Origin of the sequence: Emergencia sp., from assembly GCF_048465375.1 — a bacterium.
Taxonomy (GTDB): Bacteria; Bacillota; Clostridia; order Peptostreptococcales; family Anaerovoracaceae; genus Senimuribacter.
Window position 1 is genome coordinate 76,427 of the sequence record NZ_DBFWLQ010000020.1, and the last position, 16,404, is coordinate 92,830.

At 44.7% G+C, this 16,404-nt stretch carries 22 protein-coding genes; 3 read left to right on the forward strand and 19 right to left on the reverse strand.

Translation table 11 applies throughout. The features are described from left to right. Window position 1: 1 nt before the first annotated feature. From pheA to ACMQ5W_RS13310, 8 genes are all read right to left on the reverse strand, one after another. On the reverse strand, window positions 2-1,144 hold the full coding sequence (gene pheA, locus ACMQ5W_RS13275; protein WP_419025581.1) for a prephenate dehydratase: 1,143 nt from the start codon (window positions 1,142-1,144) through the stop codon (window positions 2-4). 19 nt (window positions 1,145-1,163) lie between these two features. Further along, window positions 1,164-2,147 (reverse strand): chorismate synthase, encoded by a 984-nt coding sequence (locus tag ACMQ5W_RS13280; protein WP_419025582.1) that lies wholly within the window; start codon window positions 2,145-2,147, stop codon window positions 1,164-1,166. 4 nt (window positions 2,148-2,151) lie between these two features. Then, window positions 2,152-3,336 (reverse strand): 3-phosphoshikimate 1-carboxyvinyltransferase, encoded by a 1,185-nt coding sequence (gene aroA / locus ACMQ5W_RS13285; RefSeq protein ID WP_419025583.1) that lies wholly within the window; start codon window positions 3,334-3,336, stop codon window positions 2,152-2,154. Further along, entirely contained in the window at window positions 3,324-4,322 is a 999-nt protein-coding gene (gene aroB, locus ACMQ5W_RS13290) for a 3-dehydroquinate synthase (RefSeq protein ID WP_419025584.1), read from the reverse strand. Before aroB ends, aroA begins: the two co-directional genes overlap by 13 nt. Then, window positions 4,259-5,158: a prephenate dehydrogenase gene (locus tag ACMQ5W_RS13295; RefSeq protein ID WP_419025585.1), complete on the reverse strand. Its 900-nt coding sequence runs from the start codon at window positions 5,156-5,158 to the stop codon at window positions 4,259-4,261. The genes aroB and ACMQ5W_RS13295 overlap by 64 nt, the downstream gene beginning before the upstream one ends. Beyond that, the gene (gene aroF / locus ACMQ5W_RS13300) at window positions 5,159-6,157 is read right to left on the reverse strand and encodes a 3-deoxy-7-phosphoheptulonate synthase (protein ID WP_419025586.1); all 999 of its coding nucleotides are present in this window, start codon (window positions 6,155-6,157) and stop codon (window positions 5,159-5,161) included. A 529-nt stretch (window positions 6,158-6,686) separates the two neighbouring features. Continuing rightward, a complete protein-coding gene (locus tag ACMQ5W_RS13305) occupies window positions 6,687-7,166 on the reverse strand; it encodes a hypothetical protein (protein WP_419025587.1) in 480 nt (159 codons plus the stop codon). Between the two features lie 17 nt (window positions 7,167-7,183). Beyond that, window positions 7,184-8,272 carry a hypothetical protein gene (locus ACMQ5W_RS13310; RefSeq protein WP_419025588.1) on the reverse strand — a complete coding sequence of 363 codons (1,089 nt, stop codon included), beginning with the start codon at window positions 8,270-8,272 and terminating at the stop codon, window positions 7,184-7,186. 287 nt (window positions 8,273-8,559) lie between these two features. Here ACMQ5W_RS13310 and ACMQ5W_RS13315 point away from each other — a divergent pair, with 287 nt between their 5' ends. Genes ACMQ5W_RS13315 through ACMQ5W_RS13325 form a run of 3 tightly spaced genes read left to right on the forward strand, consistent with a single transcriptional unit; the run spans window position 8,560 to window position 9,835 of the window. Next, entirely contained in the window at window positions 8,560-8,988 is a 429-nt protein-coding gene (locus ACMQ5W_RS13315) for a PadR family transcriptional regulator (protein ID WP_419025589.1), read from the forward strand. Then, complete coding sequence (locus tag ACMQ5W_RS13320) at window positions 8,975-9,343, forward strand: hypothetical protein (protein ID WP_419025590.1); 369 nt, start codon at window positions 8,975-8,977, stop codon at window positions 9,341-9,343. Before ACMQ5W_RS13315 ends, ACMQ5W_RS13320 begins: the two co-directional genes overlap by 14 nt. Window positions 9,344-9,370: 27 nt before the next feature. Then, the gene (locus ACMQ5W_RS13325; RefSeq protein WP_148492471.1) at window positions 9,371-9,835 is read left to right on the forward strand and encodes a hypothetical protein; all 465 of its coding nucleotides are present in this window, start codon (window positions 9,371-9,373) and stop codon (window positions 9,833-9,835) included. A 172-nt stretch (window positions 9,836-10,007) separates the two neighbouring features. Here ACMQ5W_RS13325 and ACMQ5W_RS13330 read toward each other — a convergent pair whose 3' ends face one another. The 11 genes from ACMQ5W_RS13330 to ACMQ5W_RS13380 all read right to left on the reverse strand — a co-directional run bounded on the left by ACMQ5W_RS13330 (window position 10,008) and on the right by ACMQ5W_RS13380 (window position 16,105). Further along, window positions 10,008-10,541 carry a hypothetical protein gene (locus tag ACMQ5W_RS13330; RefSeq protein ID WP_419025591.1) on the reverse strand — a complete coding sequence of 178 codons (534 nt, stop codon included), beginning with the start codon at window positions 10,539-10,541 and terminating at the stop codon, window positions 10,008-10,010. A 55-nt stretch (window positions 10,542-10,596) separates the two neighbouring features. Continuing rightward, on the reverse strand, window positions 10,597-11,127 hold the full coding sequence (locus ACMQ5W_RS13335; protein WP_419025592.1) for a helix-turn-helix transcriptional regulator: 531 nt from the start codon (window positions 11,125-11,127) through the stop codon (window positions 10,597-10,599). A gap of 41 nt (window positions 11,128-11,168) precedes the next feature. Then, complete coding sequence (locus ACMQ5W_RS13340) at window positions 11,169-11,642, reverse strand: hypothetical protein (RefSeq protein WP_419025593.1); 474 nt, start codon at window positions 11,640-11,642, stop codon at window positions 11,169-11,171. Between the two features lie 35 nt (window positions 11,643-11,677). Then, the gene (locus ACMQ5W_RS13345; RefSeq protein WP_419025594.1) at window positions 11,678-12,160 is read right to left on the reverse strand and encodes a hypothetical protein; all 483 of its coding nucleotides are present in this window, start codon (window positions 12,158-12,160) and stop codon (window positions 11,678-11,680) included. Between the two features lie 13 nt (window positions 12,161-12,173). Beyond that, window positions 12,174-12,332, reverse strand: a complete 159-nt coding sequence (locus ACMQ5W_RS13350) for a hypothetical protein (protein ID WP_419025595.1) — start codon at window positions 12,330-12,332, stop codon at window positions 12,174-12,176. Window positions 12,333-12,425: 93 nt separating this feature from the next. Then, on the reverse strand, window positions 12,426-12,956 hold the full coding sequence (locus tag ACMQ5W_RS13355) for a hypothetical protein (protein WP_419025596.1): 531 nt from the start codon (window positions 12,954-12,956) through the stop codon (window positions 12,426-12,428). A gap of 43 nt (window positions 12,957-12,999) precedes the next feature. Continuing rightward, entirely contained in the window at window positions 13,000-13,470 is a 471-nt protein-coding gene (locus tag ACMQ5W_RS13360; protein WP_419025597.1) for a hypothetical protein, read from the reverse strand. A gap of 19 nt (window positions 13,471-13,489) precedes the next feature. Continuing rightward, a complete protein-coding gene (locus ACMQ5W_RS13365) occupies window positions 13,490-13,897 on the reverse strand; it encodes a hypothetical protein (RefSeq protein WP_419025598.1) in 408 nt (135 codons plus the stop codon). 37 nt (window positions 13,898-13,934) lie between these two features. After that, window positions 13,935-14,384, reverse strand: coding sequence for a hypothetical protein (locus tag ACMQ5W_RS13370; protein ID WP_419025599.1), 450 nt, complete (start codon window positions 14,382-14,384; stop codon window positions 13,935-13,937). A 231-nt stretch (window positions 14,385-14,615) separates the two neighbouring features. Continuing rightward, entirely contained in the window at window positions 14,616-15,338 is a 723-nt protein-coding gene (locus tag ACMQ5W_RS13375) for a hypothetical protein (RefSeq protein WP_419025600.1), read from the reverse strand. A 65-nt stretch (window positions 15,339-15,403) separates the two neighbouring features. Then, the gene (locus ACMQ5W_RS13380; protein WP_419025601.1) at window positions 15,404-16,105 is read right to left on the reverse strand and encodes a hypothetical protein; all 702 of its coding nucleotides are present in this window, start codon (window positions 16,103-16,105) and stop codon (window positions 15,404-15,406) included. Window positions 16,106-16,404: the final 299 nt, after the last annotated feature.

Here is a 16,404-nt window from a genome sequence, read left to right on the forward strand (position 1 = left end):
CTTAAATCTCCATATAACTTCCTAAATACTTGAACTCATGGCTCAGTTCTTCCAGCTGGTTAATCAGCCTTACGAATTCCTCTGAGTGTACTTCTGAGTCGATGTCGAAATAGAACATGTAGTCGAAGTCTCTCTGTGGAAGCGGACGGCTCTCCAGTTTGAAGATATTGATGCCCAGCGCGTTGAATCTGGCCAATACGTTATAAAGCGATCCCGGTGTATGGGATACGATTAACATTAAACTTGTCTTGTCAGCGCCAGGATAGATTTCCAGCTTTTTGCTGATACAGATGAATCTGGTATAATTGTTTCCGTTGTCCTGTACAGCCTCCTGCAGGCAGGTCAGACCGTAAAGCTTGCCACAAGAATAAGAAGCCAATGCCGCGATATCATTTCTCTCAGATTCGGCAACCATCTTGGCGGCCTCTGCTGTATTCTCGCAGATGGTAATCTTGGCATTTGGGAAAGCCTTGAGGTATTCGTCGCACTGCATGATGGCCTGCTCGTGGGAGAAAATTTCTCTGATATCCTCTCTCTTGGTTTCCTTCTTTGCCAGAAGGCTGTGGTCAATCTTCAGCTTGACGCTTTTTACAACATAGAAATTATACTTCATCATCAAATCGTAGATCTGGTTGACAGAACCGGCCGTACTGTTTTCGACTGGCAGAATTCCGTACTGACAAAGCCCCTGGTCGATGGCGGCAAAGACGCCGTTAAAGTTCTTCATATACATGATCTTTGGCATTTTGAACAATCTGTCACAAGCCTGCTGTGAATAAGCGCCTTCCACTCCCTGGCAGGCAACGGTTGCCTTGGCCGGGAATATCTTCGGTGTTTCTTCTAGAGCAGTTTTGATAGATTTCACCAAAGGCGTATCCTGATCGGTGATCTTCCTCTGATGGTCTTTGCTCATCTCCATAATAGTATTATATAATATTCTGGCGTAAGATGCCATATCATCTGAGGCCATTTCTGTAATTTCCTCAAGTTTTTCTCGTTCTCTGATGATATCTACGACTGGCAGGTTGTTATCTTGTTTGTATTTAGCGATGTTTTCTGCCACTCTCATTCTCTCTTCCAGTTTTTCTACGATTTCTTTGTCAATATTGTCGATGTTCTTTCTATAGTCTTCTATGTTGCTCATTTTTCTTTACCTCTCTTATTTACCTGATTAAATCATAAATTGCAATGGCGGCGGCCGCTTCTACGCAGGGTACCGCTCGCGGCACGATACAGGGGTCGTGCCGGCCCCGAACAGCCAGCTTCGCATCTTCTCCTTTGGCGTAGCTGATGCTGTTTTGCTCTATAGAGATGGAGGGCGTCGGTTTGACTGCCACGCGGAACACTACCGGCATGCCAGAGCTGATGCCGCCCAAAATGCCGCCGTGATTGTTAGTACGGGTCTTTACCGTATCTCCATCAAAATAAAATTCATCGTTATTTTCGCTGCCGCGAATGCGGCCTGCATCAAAACCCCTGCCGAACTCGATTCCTTTGACGGCAGGGATGCTAAAGACTGCCTGGGCCACTTTGTTCTCAAGTCCGTCGAACATGGGCTCGCCCACTCCCGGCGGCATGCCGGTGACGGTGCATTCGATGATCCCGCCTACAGAATCTCCCACAGCTCTCGCCTGGTCGATGGCGCTGTAAGGATCCTCACTGTTTCCGCCGATTTCTTTGATGGCTGCCTGGACAGTGATTCCCTCTGCCTCCAAAATCTGTTTGCAGATGCCCCCTGCGATGCAGAGAGGCGCTGTCAGCCTGCCGGAAAAATGTCCGCCGCCGCTGACATCCTCGTGGCCGCCGTACTTGACGTGAGCTGTATAGTCCGCATGTCCCGGCCTTGGAATATCACGGATATTGTCATAGTCGCCGCTGCGGGTGTTGGTGTTGCGGATGATCGCCGTCAGCGGCGCCCCGCAGGTCACACCGCCTGCCAAGCCGCTGAGGAATTCCGGACGATCCGCCTCTTTCCGCGGTGTGGAATATTTGCTCTTTCCCGGTGCCCGCCTATCCATAAATGCCTGCAGCGCTTCCATATCGATTCTGAAACCTGCCGGCAGGCCGTCTACAGTCACGCCGATGGCCTCAGAATGAGATTGGCCGAATATCGAAATTTTCACCTTTGTTCCATAAGTTGAAGACATGCGTTTATACCCTTTCTATCTTGTCTGCCAGCTCCAGTGCTTCTAAATCAGCCCAGAAGCCGGGATAGGATTTGTTTACCGCATCTGCCCCTTTCAGGGTGACTGTCTCTGTGCAGAGGATGGATGCGATTCCCGCCATCATTGCGATGCGGTGATCGTTGTAAGAATCTGCACGGCCGCCTGACAAATCGCCGCTTCCCCGGATGATCAATCCGGCAGGCAGTTCCTCGATGTCAGCGCCCAGGTTCTTCAGATTTTCTGCCACTGTCTGCAGCCGGTCGCTCTCTTTGATTCTCAGTCTCTCGGCATTGACGATTTCCGTCGTGCCCGTGGCTGCCGCTGCGACCACTGCCAAAGCCGGCACCATGTCGGGAATCTGCCTCACATCGATGCGGATGCCTCTCAGCACTCCTCTTTTGACGGTGATTCCCTCTTCTTCTATATTTACAACTGCGCCAAACTGCGCAAGAATTTCCAAAATCTGTTTATCCCCCTGTAAGGAGTGCGGATTGAGACCTTTGACGCATACACCCTCAGGAAGCAAAGCGCCTGCCGCCAGCCAGAAACAGCCGTTGGACCAGTCGCCCTCCACCTGGTAGTTTTCTGGTCCTTGATAGGCCTGCCCGCCTGGAATCAGATAACCTTCCGCCGTCTCTACGATTTCTATGCCGAAATCCGCCAGAGCCTTCACCGTCATATCCACGTAAGACTTTGACTGCAGAACCCCTTTGACGACGATCCGGCTATCGCCTTTCAGAATGGGCAGTGCGAAGAGCAGACCACTGATGTACTGACTGGACACATCCCCCGGGATGTGATAAGTTCCGCTGGCCAGCTGTCCTTCTATGGTAAAAGGTATGCTGCCCTGAGGACTCAGCTTGCAGCCGTGAGCGATCAGTTCCTCGTAAAGAGGGCTGAGGGGACGCTCCGGCAGTCTTCCTTCCGGATAAAAAGACGCTTTATATCCCAGCGCTCCCATGACGGGCAGGAGAAACCGCAGAGTAGAGCCGCTTTCACCGCAGTACATCTCTTCCCTGCCTTCCTTTACCGCCTCCAGACACGCTCTGGTCGCCTTGATGTCCTTGGATTCTGCCTGGCAGACCACCTGGCAGGGTTTTGCCGAAAGAGCTGCGCAGATCAGCGCTCTGTGGGCGTCCGATTTTGACGGTATGATGTTTATCTTTCGCATAACAGCTCTCCCAGTTCTTCTGTCGTCAGACGCTGAAGCCTGCATTTTCCAATTCCTTCAGGCACCACAATGTCGATGAAGTTTCCTTTTCTCTTTTTGTCAGCCATACAGATATCATATAGCACTTTTCCCGATTGTGCAACTGTCAAATCGAACTCGTACACACGAAGCAGGCTGGTAATCTGCTCCTTCGTTTCCCGGCTGCACCATCCCTGTCTTTCTGAAATCTCGGACATCATCGCCATGCCCTTGGCCACTGCTCTGCCGTGACTGACCGCAAAATCTGTCGCCTTTTCGATGGCGTGGCCGATGGTGTGTCCGAAGTTGAGCAGCTGTCTGACGCCGGTGTCCAGCTCATCTTCCTCAACAAACTTTTTCTTGATTGCCACACAGCGCTGGATGATGCCCTCCATGCGATTTTCGGCTGCCGCTCTATCCTGCAGCAGTTCGAAGAGGGCTCCATCGGCAATGCAGCCGTATTTGATCACTTCTGCCATGCCGTCCTGCCAGACATTATCTGGCAGACTGTCAAGGAGCTGCGCGTCCTGGCACACCAGGGCGGGCTGGTGAAAGGCCCCGGCCAGGTTTTTCCCCGCCGGCAGATTAATCGCCGTCTTCCCGCCTATAGAAGAATCCACCGCCGCCAGCAATGTGGTCGGCACCTGAATCACTTTGATACCTCTGAGGTATGTGGCCGCAGCAAAGCCGGTCAAATCTCCTACGACGCCGCCGCCCAGGGCGACCAGAGCGTCTGCGCGGGTCAGGGGAATTTCCGCCAGGAAGTTCAAAAGTTCCAGATAAGTCTGACCGCTTTTGGAGTCTTCTCCTGGCGGAACCACATAGCTTTTGACATCGAAGCCTGCGCTTCTGAGGCTTTCCACGCATCTGTCCAGATATAGTTTTTCTACGTTTTTGTCTGTTACTACGACGAGGCTGTCGCCTTTGATAATTTTTCTTGCTTCGCTTCCAAGCTGTTCAAGTCGCATAATTTTTCTACCTCGCTCTTACATTCCTTTCCTTCTTTCAGCAGACGGATCAGTTCCTGCGGATCGTTGTCTGCCAGCGCCTGCTGGTATTTCTGCAGTTCTGCAATCAGTCCTGCCAGCTCCGCCCCCAGATTATCTCTGTTCTCGATGAATAGTTCCGTCCACATTTTCTCGTCCAGGTAAGCTACTCTGGTAAAGTCTTTGTAGCTTCCGGCTGAGACCATATTCTTGTTGTGCAAAATCGCTGTTTTGCTTTTGATAAATCCGTTGGAAACAATGTGGGGCATCTGAGATGTGAAGGCGATGACTTTGTCATGTTCCTCCGCAGTGGAGAAGGAAATTCTTCCAAATCCTGCCATCTGCAGGATTTTCTTCACTTTGCACATCAGATTGAGATCATTGTGATCGTCCGGCACCAGGATGAAAGGCGCGTCGTCAAAGAGGTCCGCGCTGCTGTGCTTGAATCCGCCCTTTTCTTTTCCGGCCATGGGATGCCCGCCCAGATAAGTGATTCCGTATTGCCTTGCCAGTTCATAACCGGCTTTACATACGTTGCGTTTTGTTCCGCAGCAGTCGATGATGATTGTTTCTTTTGACAGTCTGGGTGCATTCTGTTCCATCCACTTGATTGCTTCCACCGGAGTGATTGCGATAAAGATGACGTCGCACTTGCTAAAGTGTGCTTCGTCCAGTTCTCCGTCGATGGCCTCCGCCATCTTGGCAAATTCAGTAGTCAGATTGTTTTGATCGCTCCCCAGAACTGTAGCACCGGCTTTTTTATAGGCTTTTGCCAGAGATCCTCCGATCAGCCCTAGTCCTACAATTCCGATATTCATTTAGATCACCTCTCTTATCTTTCTTACCTGGTCCATAACGTCTTTGAACTGTGCCGGAGTCAGCGACTGCGGTCCGTCGCAGAGCGCCTTTGCCGGGTTGTTATGGACTTCTATCATCAGGCCGTCTGCGCCGCATGCGGTTGCCGCCAGGGCCATTGGTTTTACAAGGTTTGCATGACCCGTCGCATGGCTCGGGTCGATGACCACCGGCAGATGGGTCAGGTTGTGCAGCACCGGTACTGCCGAAAGGTCCAAAGTGTTTCTGGTATACGTCTCAAAGGTTCTGATGCCTCTCTCGCAGAGGATGATGTTCTCGTTGCCCCCTGCCATGATGTATTCGGCACTCATCAAAAGCTCCTTGAGGGTGTTGGCCAGACCCCTCTTGAGGAGGATGGTCTTCTTGGTTCTGCCCAGTTCTTTGAGCATTTCGAAGTTCTGCATGTTTCTCGCGCCGACCTGGATCACATCTACGTCTTCAAAAAGCGGAAGGTGGTTGGCGTTCATGATCTCTGTGACGATGGGAAGGCCGGTGGCTTTTTTTGCCTCCAGCAGCAGCTCGATGCCCTCTGCCTTCATGCCCTGGAAGTCGTATGGGGAAGTTCTAGGCTTGAAAGCGCCGCCTCTGAGCATGGTGGCTCCGGCAGCCTTGACGCCTTCTGCCACTTCTCTGATCTGCTCCGGTGTCTCCACGGAACACGGTCCTGCGATAACTGCGAAATGTCCGCCGCCGCATTTTGCGCCCAGCACGTCGATAACGGAATCTTCTGGATGGAACTTCCTATTGGCGCTCTTGAACGGATCGGAAATCAGTGTTACCTTCTCTACGATGTCTAAAAGTTCCAGCATCTCTACGTCGATGCCGCTGGTATCTCCGATGAGCCCCAGGACTGTCTGGTATGCGCCGATGAACTCGTGTACCTGTACCCCCTGGGCCTCGAACCACTGAATCAGTTGGTTTCTCTGTTCCTCTGTTGTTTCTGGTTTTAATGTAGTGATCATGTCTTTACCTCTCTCTTTCTCTTGCCTTCAAAATTTTACTCCGGACAGATTGCCGCTGGCTCTTTGGCAAAATGTCATGGCTGTCGCCATTTTCTTCGGGGAAAAATGAAAAAACTCCTGTGGCCGGTAAGCTACAGGAGTTTTTCTAGTAATTTGTCATTATTTTAGGATTTTAATTATAGACAATCACTCAAAACTTTTTTGTGCAGCAAAACCGACTTTTCCCTTGCGCTAAAGAAAAAGTAATAAAAGTAATATTCTGCTGCGAAATATAAGTTTCTCATGACTGTGGATTTCCTTCTTGGATTTGATGTTACTACTTTAACACATCCTTTTGTGAGAATCAAGGGTTTTTCACAAAATTTATTGTTCTTTTTTGTGAACTTGGAACAAAATACACAGTAACAAAAATCCTCTCACTTCAAAATAGTGATTTTGGAGTGAGAGGATTTAAAATATGACATTACATATAAATTAGCTTCTCTACATGGAGATTAACTTTAACTTACCTTACAACAAACTTATGAATTTAATACTTCAATAAATTTTGTTTAGTAAGAAATTGTTCTACCATCCTTCTATCCGATTCATTAAAAAAGACAATTCTGCTTATATTACCATACCATTTGTTTTCCCATTGTACGGCTACATCCGCCTTCTGTAGTTTACTAAGGAAAATTTTTTTGTCTTGATTCAATTTACTAGCAGAATAAGCATAATCAATGGCCAAAGCAATCAACAGTTGATCATCTTCCTTGCTCGAATAGCAACTAGTATCCAGATATATACGTCCTGTAGCATCTGTATCTTCGGACCAGTTTCTAAAATCATTTTGCTCTGCCCGTGCAATATCGCATTGTAAGTCATGATAGGTTGCAGATAATAATATTAACCTGCTAGCCGTCAAATTCAAATTTGAGCGATAGATACTAATTGAAAGTATCAATATAGCAACTGTTGCTATGGACAAAAAAGCTATGAGTATTTTTTCAGCCTTATTCTTTTTCAACTTTCAATCACATCCTTTTAGAAAGAATAGTTCATGCTCCTTGTAAATGATCCAACAGTAGACACAAACTGATATAGCTTTACTGTTCCATTTAGTTTAGGCAACGACAAGGTATTCTTATTTTCCACATATACGTGAAATGCTAACCCTTTAGTACCATTAACGTTCGCTGTGCTCTGCATTGAGTTCCATTGAGCATTCATTCCAGCAAAATTAAATGTGAAGGTATTCTCATTATAGCCCCCATATGAATTATTGCTCGGAAAAGATGGTACGGATATACCAATTGGGTTTATTGATGTTAACCATTCAATAATTTTTATCCAATCAGGCTTTGGATTAGGTATTGTTGGATTTACAGATATAATCCTTCGATTTACAGTATCTGCATTTATAATATGATAAACTCGACCTGTTAACTGCACCTTGCTCAAAAATGTAACCGCCTGATTTTTTCTTGTCTGAATGCGAATACCTATCCGATTATTACCATTTTCAGGATTCCAAGATGCTGCCATATAAATATACTCCGATGTCTTCGAGTTTATCAAAGTGTTTTTGCCTGTTGCGTTTAACTGCTTATTATCCGTAATCGTATTCTCGTTTTCTTCTGACAACATTTCATTTTTGATTTTTCGGCACTCATTTTCTACTGCCTGCAACCTATTGCTGCCAAAAGCATATACCATTTCGCCAACAATGAAATCAAGTAATTTAATCTTACCCTCTTCTACAGTGAGATTTATACTTACATTATTTGAAAGTTCTGCAGTATAAACATTTTCATAGACCTTTTTCAGCTTAACTTCTAAAGGATGATTAAGCATTGTCCTTTCATTTTTACTTAGTCGGGTTACATCCTGATTAATTAAGTTCTCTGATATGTCATTTATACTCAGCAATGCATAGTCAATCCTTTCTTCAAAGGTTGTTGCTATAGAGTATCTGAGAACTTTGTCTAAGTGCTCACCAGAAATGTTGTATGAAAAGCCCTTCATTTCTTGTGAAACTGAACTAGTTTCCTTTGTTGCTGCATATGAGAAACATGTCGCCAAAAGTGATACTAGCATTATAAGTGACAATAGTCGCATACATCTCATCTTCATTTGTTTTACCTCCTTATATACTTTCTTAATTTTTCAAACAAATCTCTTTTTCATGATAATTTCCACATCAGAATCTCTCCTCTCCTGCATATAATCCTGCATTCCTTTTATAGCACAGGGCTGATTTCAGAATTTTCTTTAACTTTTCTTAATGATACCACATACATTTATATACGTCAATAATATATATCTATTTTTTGTATTTGTATTTTTCTTTTTTGCATATTGTATTGATTTTTACGATTTTTCTGATATAATCCTTATTAGAAGGGGAAAGCGAGAATGCGATGAAAAAAGAGGACACTAAGAACAGTCAAAAACGAGATATTTCCGAAAACTTCGAAGCACAGTTTAAGAAAGCCACTCTGACACTGATGGTGCTAAAGATACTGTCAGAACGGGAGATGTACGCTTACGAGATCGGACAGGTTTCTTTGCAGCGAAGCGATGGCAGGTATAAGATGCCCCTGCTCTACACCACAATAAATAAACTGCAGGAGCAGGGATTCGTTACAGAAAGCAATAAGGTCATCTCTGAGGATAACCGTGTAAGAATCTATTACAAAATCACCGATGACGGACTTGCTCATTTAGAAAATCTAAAACAGCTGTATGCTGAACTTGACCAGGTAATCTGGTCTGTCGTATATGGGAAAGAACTACACACACCATTGGGGACAGCGCTATTTGATGGAGGTAATGATGAACAAGACTGATGAAATAATCGAACAATACTTACTAGATATCCGCAAAGCGATTCATAACCTTGTACCATGCGAGACTTTTCTCGAAGGCCTAAGGCAGGAACTCCAAGAGGCATTGAGCACTTCCGAAAGTTGTACGTTAGAGGAATTGATTTCACAATTTGGCGATCCCGGAACCATCGCACAAGAGTTCTTGGAAGATACAGAAGAGCTGCATCCAAAAAAGATAGCCAAGTCAAAAAGAAAACGAAATATCATCATTGGTGCGCTGATTGTTGTATTAGTCGTATCCCTAGGTTATCTATATGTGATACATAGCCAAACACAGGCAAAAGCAGTACAGACTATTGAAGTAATAGAAGAGTAAACGGTAAAACGAACAGGAGGTTCTAAAATGAGATCAAAATTAATCGTACTACTTACAGTCATCACCCTGCTTATTGTAAGCGCCGTCCCATCATTTGCGACAGGTTCATCCAGCATGGAGACAAGAGTCGAACATTTCCCTGATGGCTCTTACGCAATCATTACCATTGAAGAGGAACCTAATATCACACCTTTTGCAACGGCTAAATCAAAGACCGTACAGACCACTTATGAATACTACAATGTCCAGGGGAAACACGCATGGGACTTCATTCTGAAAGGCACCTTTAGCTACGACCAGAAAACAGCTAAAGCGACCGCCGCTTCAACCAGCTATAAGATTTATGTGGATGGTTGGAAGTGCACATCAAGAGACAGTTGGACGACTGGGGCTACAGCAAAAGGTACAGGCACATTCAAGTATCTGACAATGACCAAAAATGTCGAGCTTGGGCTGAAGTGTTCACCAAGCGGCACGGTTACCGCAGTATAAACAAGCTTCCATCATTTCTTCGTTACATAAGGAAATACCGCTTTAGGGGGATGGTATTTCCTGTGTGATATTATTAAAGGGACTCACAGCGCGCTGATATAGCTGCTCATGAGTCCCTTTGTTTCATTCTCAAACATTCAACAGATGTTTTAGGCTTGTAAGAATTCCCTGCTCACCCAAACCAGTAATCCCACGCATTTATTTCTTTTAGCCTCTCTTTTTCAACATCATATTCCCAATACATAGGATCTACCAGGACTTTAACACTTGGTGGAGTATCTATAAACATCAGCAGTCCTCTTGCCAGGCAATAATCAACATTTCTGGAAGCAAACACCAGTTTATGGTCATCCATCATTTTCACTCCACAGGCAAAACCTCCAACGGAAAGCAACTCCTTTTCTTTACCGTTTTTCAAATCTAGTTTTAACAGTATCCCCTTATTGTCAGACATGTCATTGACCAATCCGTAATAATCGTCCTCAAATTGAAGCCAGATAAAGAAACACTGATACTGGTCCCAAATCAGCTTATCAAAATACTCTCGCGTGTTTTCCGGCAAAGCAGCAGTTATTTTTTCATGCTGCTTCAAGTCCCTGCTTTCAAGTCGATCACCATTCAATTCACCAAACGAAATCGGAATTCTTAAGTATGTCCAAAGAAGAATTACGCCAGTTCCGATGACCAATATGATTTTTTTCATCATGATTTCCTTACTGTATCATATTTCCTCGAAGGTCCACCTATTAACAATAAATTTCTTACGTTGGAACCGGTCCGCCATAAGCAAATGGTACGATGATAAGAAGAAACACATAAAATACAAGAGGAGATGCTAAAAAGCAGCCGCCCAGGATGAAGAGCCAAAGCGATTTGTTTCTCTTTCGTTTCTGCTGCTGCCCAATGAAAAGGAGCATGATTCCTATGAGAGAGATGAGAACTGGCAGGCATAGAAAAACGAATCCGGTCAAGTCCATTGCGTCCAACAGAAAAACCATGGTAAAGATCAACGTCCCCAAAAGAATGACTATTATGCGATCTTTCGTTTTGATTTCGCCTTTATATATTGCAATTGCCTCTAAAAGCGCATCATCCTGCCCTTCCTGTCCCAATAATTCCATCACGGTTTTGCCAGATACGCGAATCAAAAGCTCAAAAGTCTTTATATTCGGAAATCCAATGCCATCCTCCCATTTTGCCAGCGTTTTTTCTGAGACGGACAAAATCCTGGCCAGTTCACTTTGCGTCCATCCCTTTTCCTGTCGCAGCCTAAAGATGAAATTCTCTTTCATAACAATCATCCTCCCCTATAGAACGAATCGCATGAACATTTTTAAGGATAAATAAAGCCCTGCAAAATCTTTGTCAGATCAAAATTCCGTCCTCTCCAATTTACTGCGTATTTCTCGTTATAGTCGATCCACAAAATTTTGTCAGAAGTGTGCGTAAACACGCCGATTACCTTGCCATTCTCATAGGCATTCAGCTTGTTCCCCTCTTTCTCTGCCCTGAAAACTTTGTTCTCACCAAAGCTATAGACCCAGCAGCCTTTTGAGATATCGACATTGCTTTTTTCCGCGCATTCGACCAGCGTTTCATTATCTTCCGCAACATCAATAGAGAGCAAAAAGTCAGCTGGATAGATATTGTCTACTAGTTCCCTATTGCCGATCGTAAAAGAGCCGAATAGCGGGTCGTTCGACAAGTAGGTTTCTCTTTGCGATACGTGATAGATAACAACTAATATAATCACCACGGCGGCGACCCCCACAGCTACCAGTAATACTCTTTTGCGAGTTCCATTCATATCATTTATCCCCCCTATATCCCAGATGACTCCCTTTATTTCTGTCTTAACCGCCATTGTTTACCAAAGTTAAAAATCATTACTACTACAAATGCGATGATCAGATAAATACCGGTCTCGTATATTTGAAAAAGGTAGTCCCCATAGGCACTTTGATCCAGCAACGAGAAAATGCCGGCACAAGCTAACAATCCAGCCGCGATTCCACCAAACAAAGCGAACAGTTTTTGAAACGGCACTGCCGAACCGACTTTGATAAAATCATAAATCACCATGCAGCCGCCCAATAAGGCTATCGATGCGCAAAACCCGTGTACCTTTTCTGCAAATATGCGAATTTCCAAGCGTTGATCAATTAATTCCATATAATTTGGCATTCCGGCTAAATCTGCTGGATGCATAAAGCGGTTCAGTAGCAAGAGTATCGTCGAGTAGATCAAAAATCCCGCTGCACATACTATGATGAGTATGATAATCCAAGTCCTTCGACTCAGTCCTATTTTACCGTCTTTTCTCATAACAGCACCTCCTTCACAAAATAGGCTCCTTTAACTCGAAAACCTCATCTTTGTCTATAGCCGCATACTTTTTCGCAGCCCGCAGCTCGCCATCGGACAGTATTTCGAACTCCTCCCCGTCAAAATCCTTCGCATCCGATGCAGCATCAGACGGCAGACTTAATTTGACCACATCTTTTCCGATCAGTCTGCGTTCAATGGTATAATGCAGCGTTACAACCCCGCCATTACCACGACAGATATCAAAACTCCCGTAACGATTTTCTTATTGAGTTTCATGGCTTTCCCCTTTCCACTTTTTGCGATGCAAGTGATAGAGTCGCCAACTGCTCCACAGGGTTGCCACGGTTACGACAGCCAACGGCACATATAGGAAAACGTCAATGACATAGGGTTTCCCAGCGCTGTCTGGAATGGGATAGGTATCGCAGTAAAGTTCTCTTCCTTGATACTTGAAAAACTGATAGCCGCCATATATGCAGCAAATCATCCCACCGATCATACAGATCCACCCAATCTTTCTCTCCTCTGAAAGACACCATGGCCTTTTACTGCTTAAAAGCAGTGAGCAACCTCCGATTCCCATCATCCCTCCGCTTGCAATTCCAATCCAGTTGATGATATCAACAAACAAAACGGAAGAATTCACGCCAAACATATAAGGTTTTTCGCCAAAATAGATTCTGCCATCAATAAAATGAAAGAAAAGAAATAAGTAATAGCACATCATCATCGCTCCGATAATCAAACAGAAACCATAATATTTTTTACATCTGCTCTGTAATTCCTCATTCATCAGCACTTATCCTTTCCCAATCATCGACCCAATCCGCTCGCCTTCAAAAACGCCCCTTTTTCTCCAGAAACACTTTTACCTTTTCTCTGTCCTCATCTTCGAAAAATATAACCCTGCTCTTTGAAAAGCGCTTGCCATCGTTTTGCATTGCGGCCTCCATATCCTTCAGTTCGCTGAGAAAACGACGTTCCTCTTTTTTCAATCTGCCAGAAGAATACGCATAATTAATAATCGACTCAATCAACTGTTGATCGTCTGCCTCGTCAGCATAACTGCCTGGACTAATATAGATACGGCCAGTTGCATCAGTATTACTCGGCCAGTTGGCAAAATCATTTTGCTCTGCCCTTGCGATATCGCACTGCAGGTCGTGATATACTGCAGTTAACAGCGTCAGTCTGCTGTTTAACAAATTCTGATTCAGGCGATAAGTATGTCCAACAAGGGCTAATATGACGACAGCCTCTATGATCACGCCGATCATCAGCCACTTTTTTATTCCATCTTTTTTCATTTGTTTCACACCCTTTGTATCAGTCACCCTGCTTCAAATAGGCCGCCCATTTCCAAGTCTCGGTGCTGGTAGAAATCCTCATTTGTCGCACCTGATCGAAATAGGCAATCTCCTCTGCATTGCGCCCATCCATCCGTATGACTTTGTGTATCACATCGTGAATCTTCTGGTAATCCCCCATAGAATCATAGCCTTCAACGGGAATCTGCCCGTCCAGCAGCTCCAATGTTCCCGAAGGATACCAAGATTTGTAATCGTTCTCTGCCGCTACGTCGAGGTCCTTTTGCATCAGCATAAAAGCATTCGTAATGGAATAGATTTTCTGCCGTTGCAGCTGGTCATATTGCTTAAAACAGATCACAGACATCGCTATGGAAAGTACGACAAAGACTGCCAGTAATGCAATCAATACTTTTTTGGTCTTCATCTGGACATCACTCCTATCTCGTCCTCTTCTTTTATCACTAGTTCTCCACTGACCTCTTCAAGTACAACTTATACAGCGTCCACAAGCCGCCTGCGGTTTCAACCGCGGCAAAAGCCATCGGCAGATACATAAAGGTATCGAAGACGTAGGTCTCTCCCGCGCTGCTGACGTAGGAACCGTCAAAGGTGTACAATTCCCTGCCATGGTATACATTCAGCTCGTAAATCCCGTTGGCCAGCAAAATCACCCCCATGATGAAAAATATCCAGGCAGCTTGTTTGCTTTCAACCAGAGACCACGGTCTTTTCCTCATACTAATCAGCCTGCCTAGACCTGCTCCCGTAGCAGCTACACTGGCGATCCGAAACCAGCTCAGTTCGTCATTGAACCAGGTGGAAGGATTTTCCGACCACTGATACGGTTTTTCGCCAAGATAAAGGATGGCATCTTCAAAACGAAAAGTGAGGAACAGTATGTACCCAAGCAAAAGGCATCCGGCTATGGTAGTGAAAAAGAAATATCTCCTGCCGCTTCACAGCTTCTCATCCATGTGCTATCCCCTCCTCCTTTGGAATTCAACCAGTTCTTTATATTTTCAGTTTATTCTGTTATTTTCTTAAAGTCAATATAACCTAGGTAAAATTAAGAATTATTAAGAATTAAAAAACGCAGACAGGTTTTCCGTGCAAGACCTGTCCGCGTTTTGGCAATTATTTTCTTATTTTGTCGGCGCATAGCCTTTGACCTCTTTATCCCTTGTATCTACCAGCAGCACCGCATAGTTGTGCATGCCGATCTCGTCCGGCTGGGTATCACCCACAGTTACCATGCGATAATCGCCGACATTTTTCTCTGTGACTTTCTCGTCGGTTTGAAAGGCTGCGGATTTGTAATCATCGAAGGTCATCTCTTCGATCCGGTAGATAGAATAGTCGATGTTTCCGGCCTTCGTAGAAAATTCCTTCTTCCCCTCGATATACTGTCTGCAGATCTTCACCAGCTCTGGCTCGTACTGGTAAACGCGGTCACAATACTCCATCAACATGGTGCCGTCGCCCTCGCTGATTCTGTAACGCGCTTTGCTGTTCACCATCAGGATATTGTCAAAGAATTGCAGCTTTGTTTTGCCGCCATCAGACTGCTCCAGTGTAAAGACAAAAGGCGCGCCATACTTATCAGATTGAGCCTCGTCATCCCTTTTCAGATCAAAGCTGTTCACCAAACTGACAAAGTCTTTGATCTCCTCGTCGTTAAGACCGATAACCTCTTCATCTGCCAACATCGCGCTTACCTTTATTGCCATAATCTCCTCAAAACGAAGTTCCCCGTTGTCGATATCTGCAAGCCCCTCTTTTGCGCAGCCAGACAACGTCACAATGGTCACAAGGAGCAAACCCAAAATACCTATCTTCCTTCTGCTATGCTTTCTCAATTCTTTCATCGCCTCCCCTGCATGAATAACCCTTCTATTATAATACACCACTTTTTTTGGTGATTATTGCGTTACTACAACAGAAAGACTCTTACGATTTTATCTATTACATCCACATCGATGCCTCCATCCACCTGATCAAAGCTGATCAAAAGGTTGTCCCAGAGATCAATCCCCTGATCGTGATAATTTTCTAACTTGCTGTAAGTTCTCTGCAAATAGTTTTCATCGTCTGTCAGGCCAAAATGCTCCCAGATGAATTCTTTATTGTCCTTGGGCCTTTTGATGCGAAAATCTGATCTATACTTTCTTCCATTTACTTTCACTTTTATCTCATATTGATACGCAATTCCATAAGAATGGAGAATCTCAGCGATGATGATCTCGGATTTGGAGCGATACTTTATGCCTTTAAATCGATGGATCTTTTCCTTCTCTCTATACTCGTCTTTATCCGGCTGCAATTTGTTCCAATATTCATCTGTTTCGATAACAGGCTGGTAACGTTTGAGCAGCCTCTCCAACAAGGGGATATCCATCTCTGCATTGTGAATTCTCTGCGTCAGCTGTTCTTTCAGAAGATAAGTTTCCTTTACTTTTGGCTGTTTTCTTAAACTGATCAAATTTCCTTTTTTCTCAAGGTAATAGTGCGTCCTGCCATGGCTCTTCTTTCTTTTCAGGTTTCCGGATGGCATGGCTCTGAGTTCTCGTTTTTCAATTTTGACTATGTGGCGCAGATACGCCAGCTGCGCCACCGTTGCGTCTCTATAATTCATCAAAGCCCCTCCCGTTTCTACCACTATTTTACATAAAATTACATAAAAAGTCAATATAGAATTGCTGTGCGCCCCAAATCTACATCATGCTGCACTGTTTTTTGCTGAAATCACGAAATAAGACTGTTTTGGAAAAACTGCTGTAACCATTGAAATTCAGCCATTTATCACTCGATTTCGGCAGAATTTTTTTAAAAAAATCTCTGAAACCGTTGCAAACACTTGCGCAAAAACTTTTTTCCAATCCGACAAAAAAACGTCATTTTGGCAAAAATCGAGGGTACATGGGAAAAATCAAG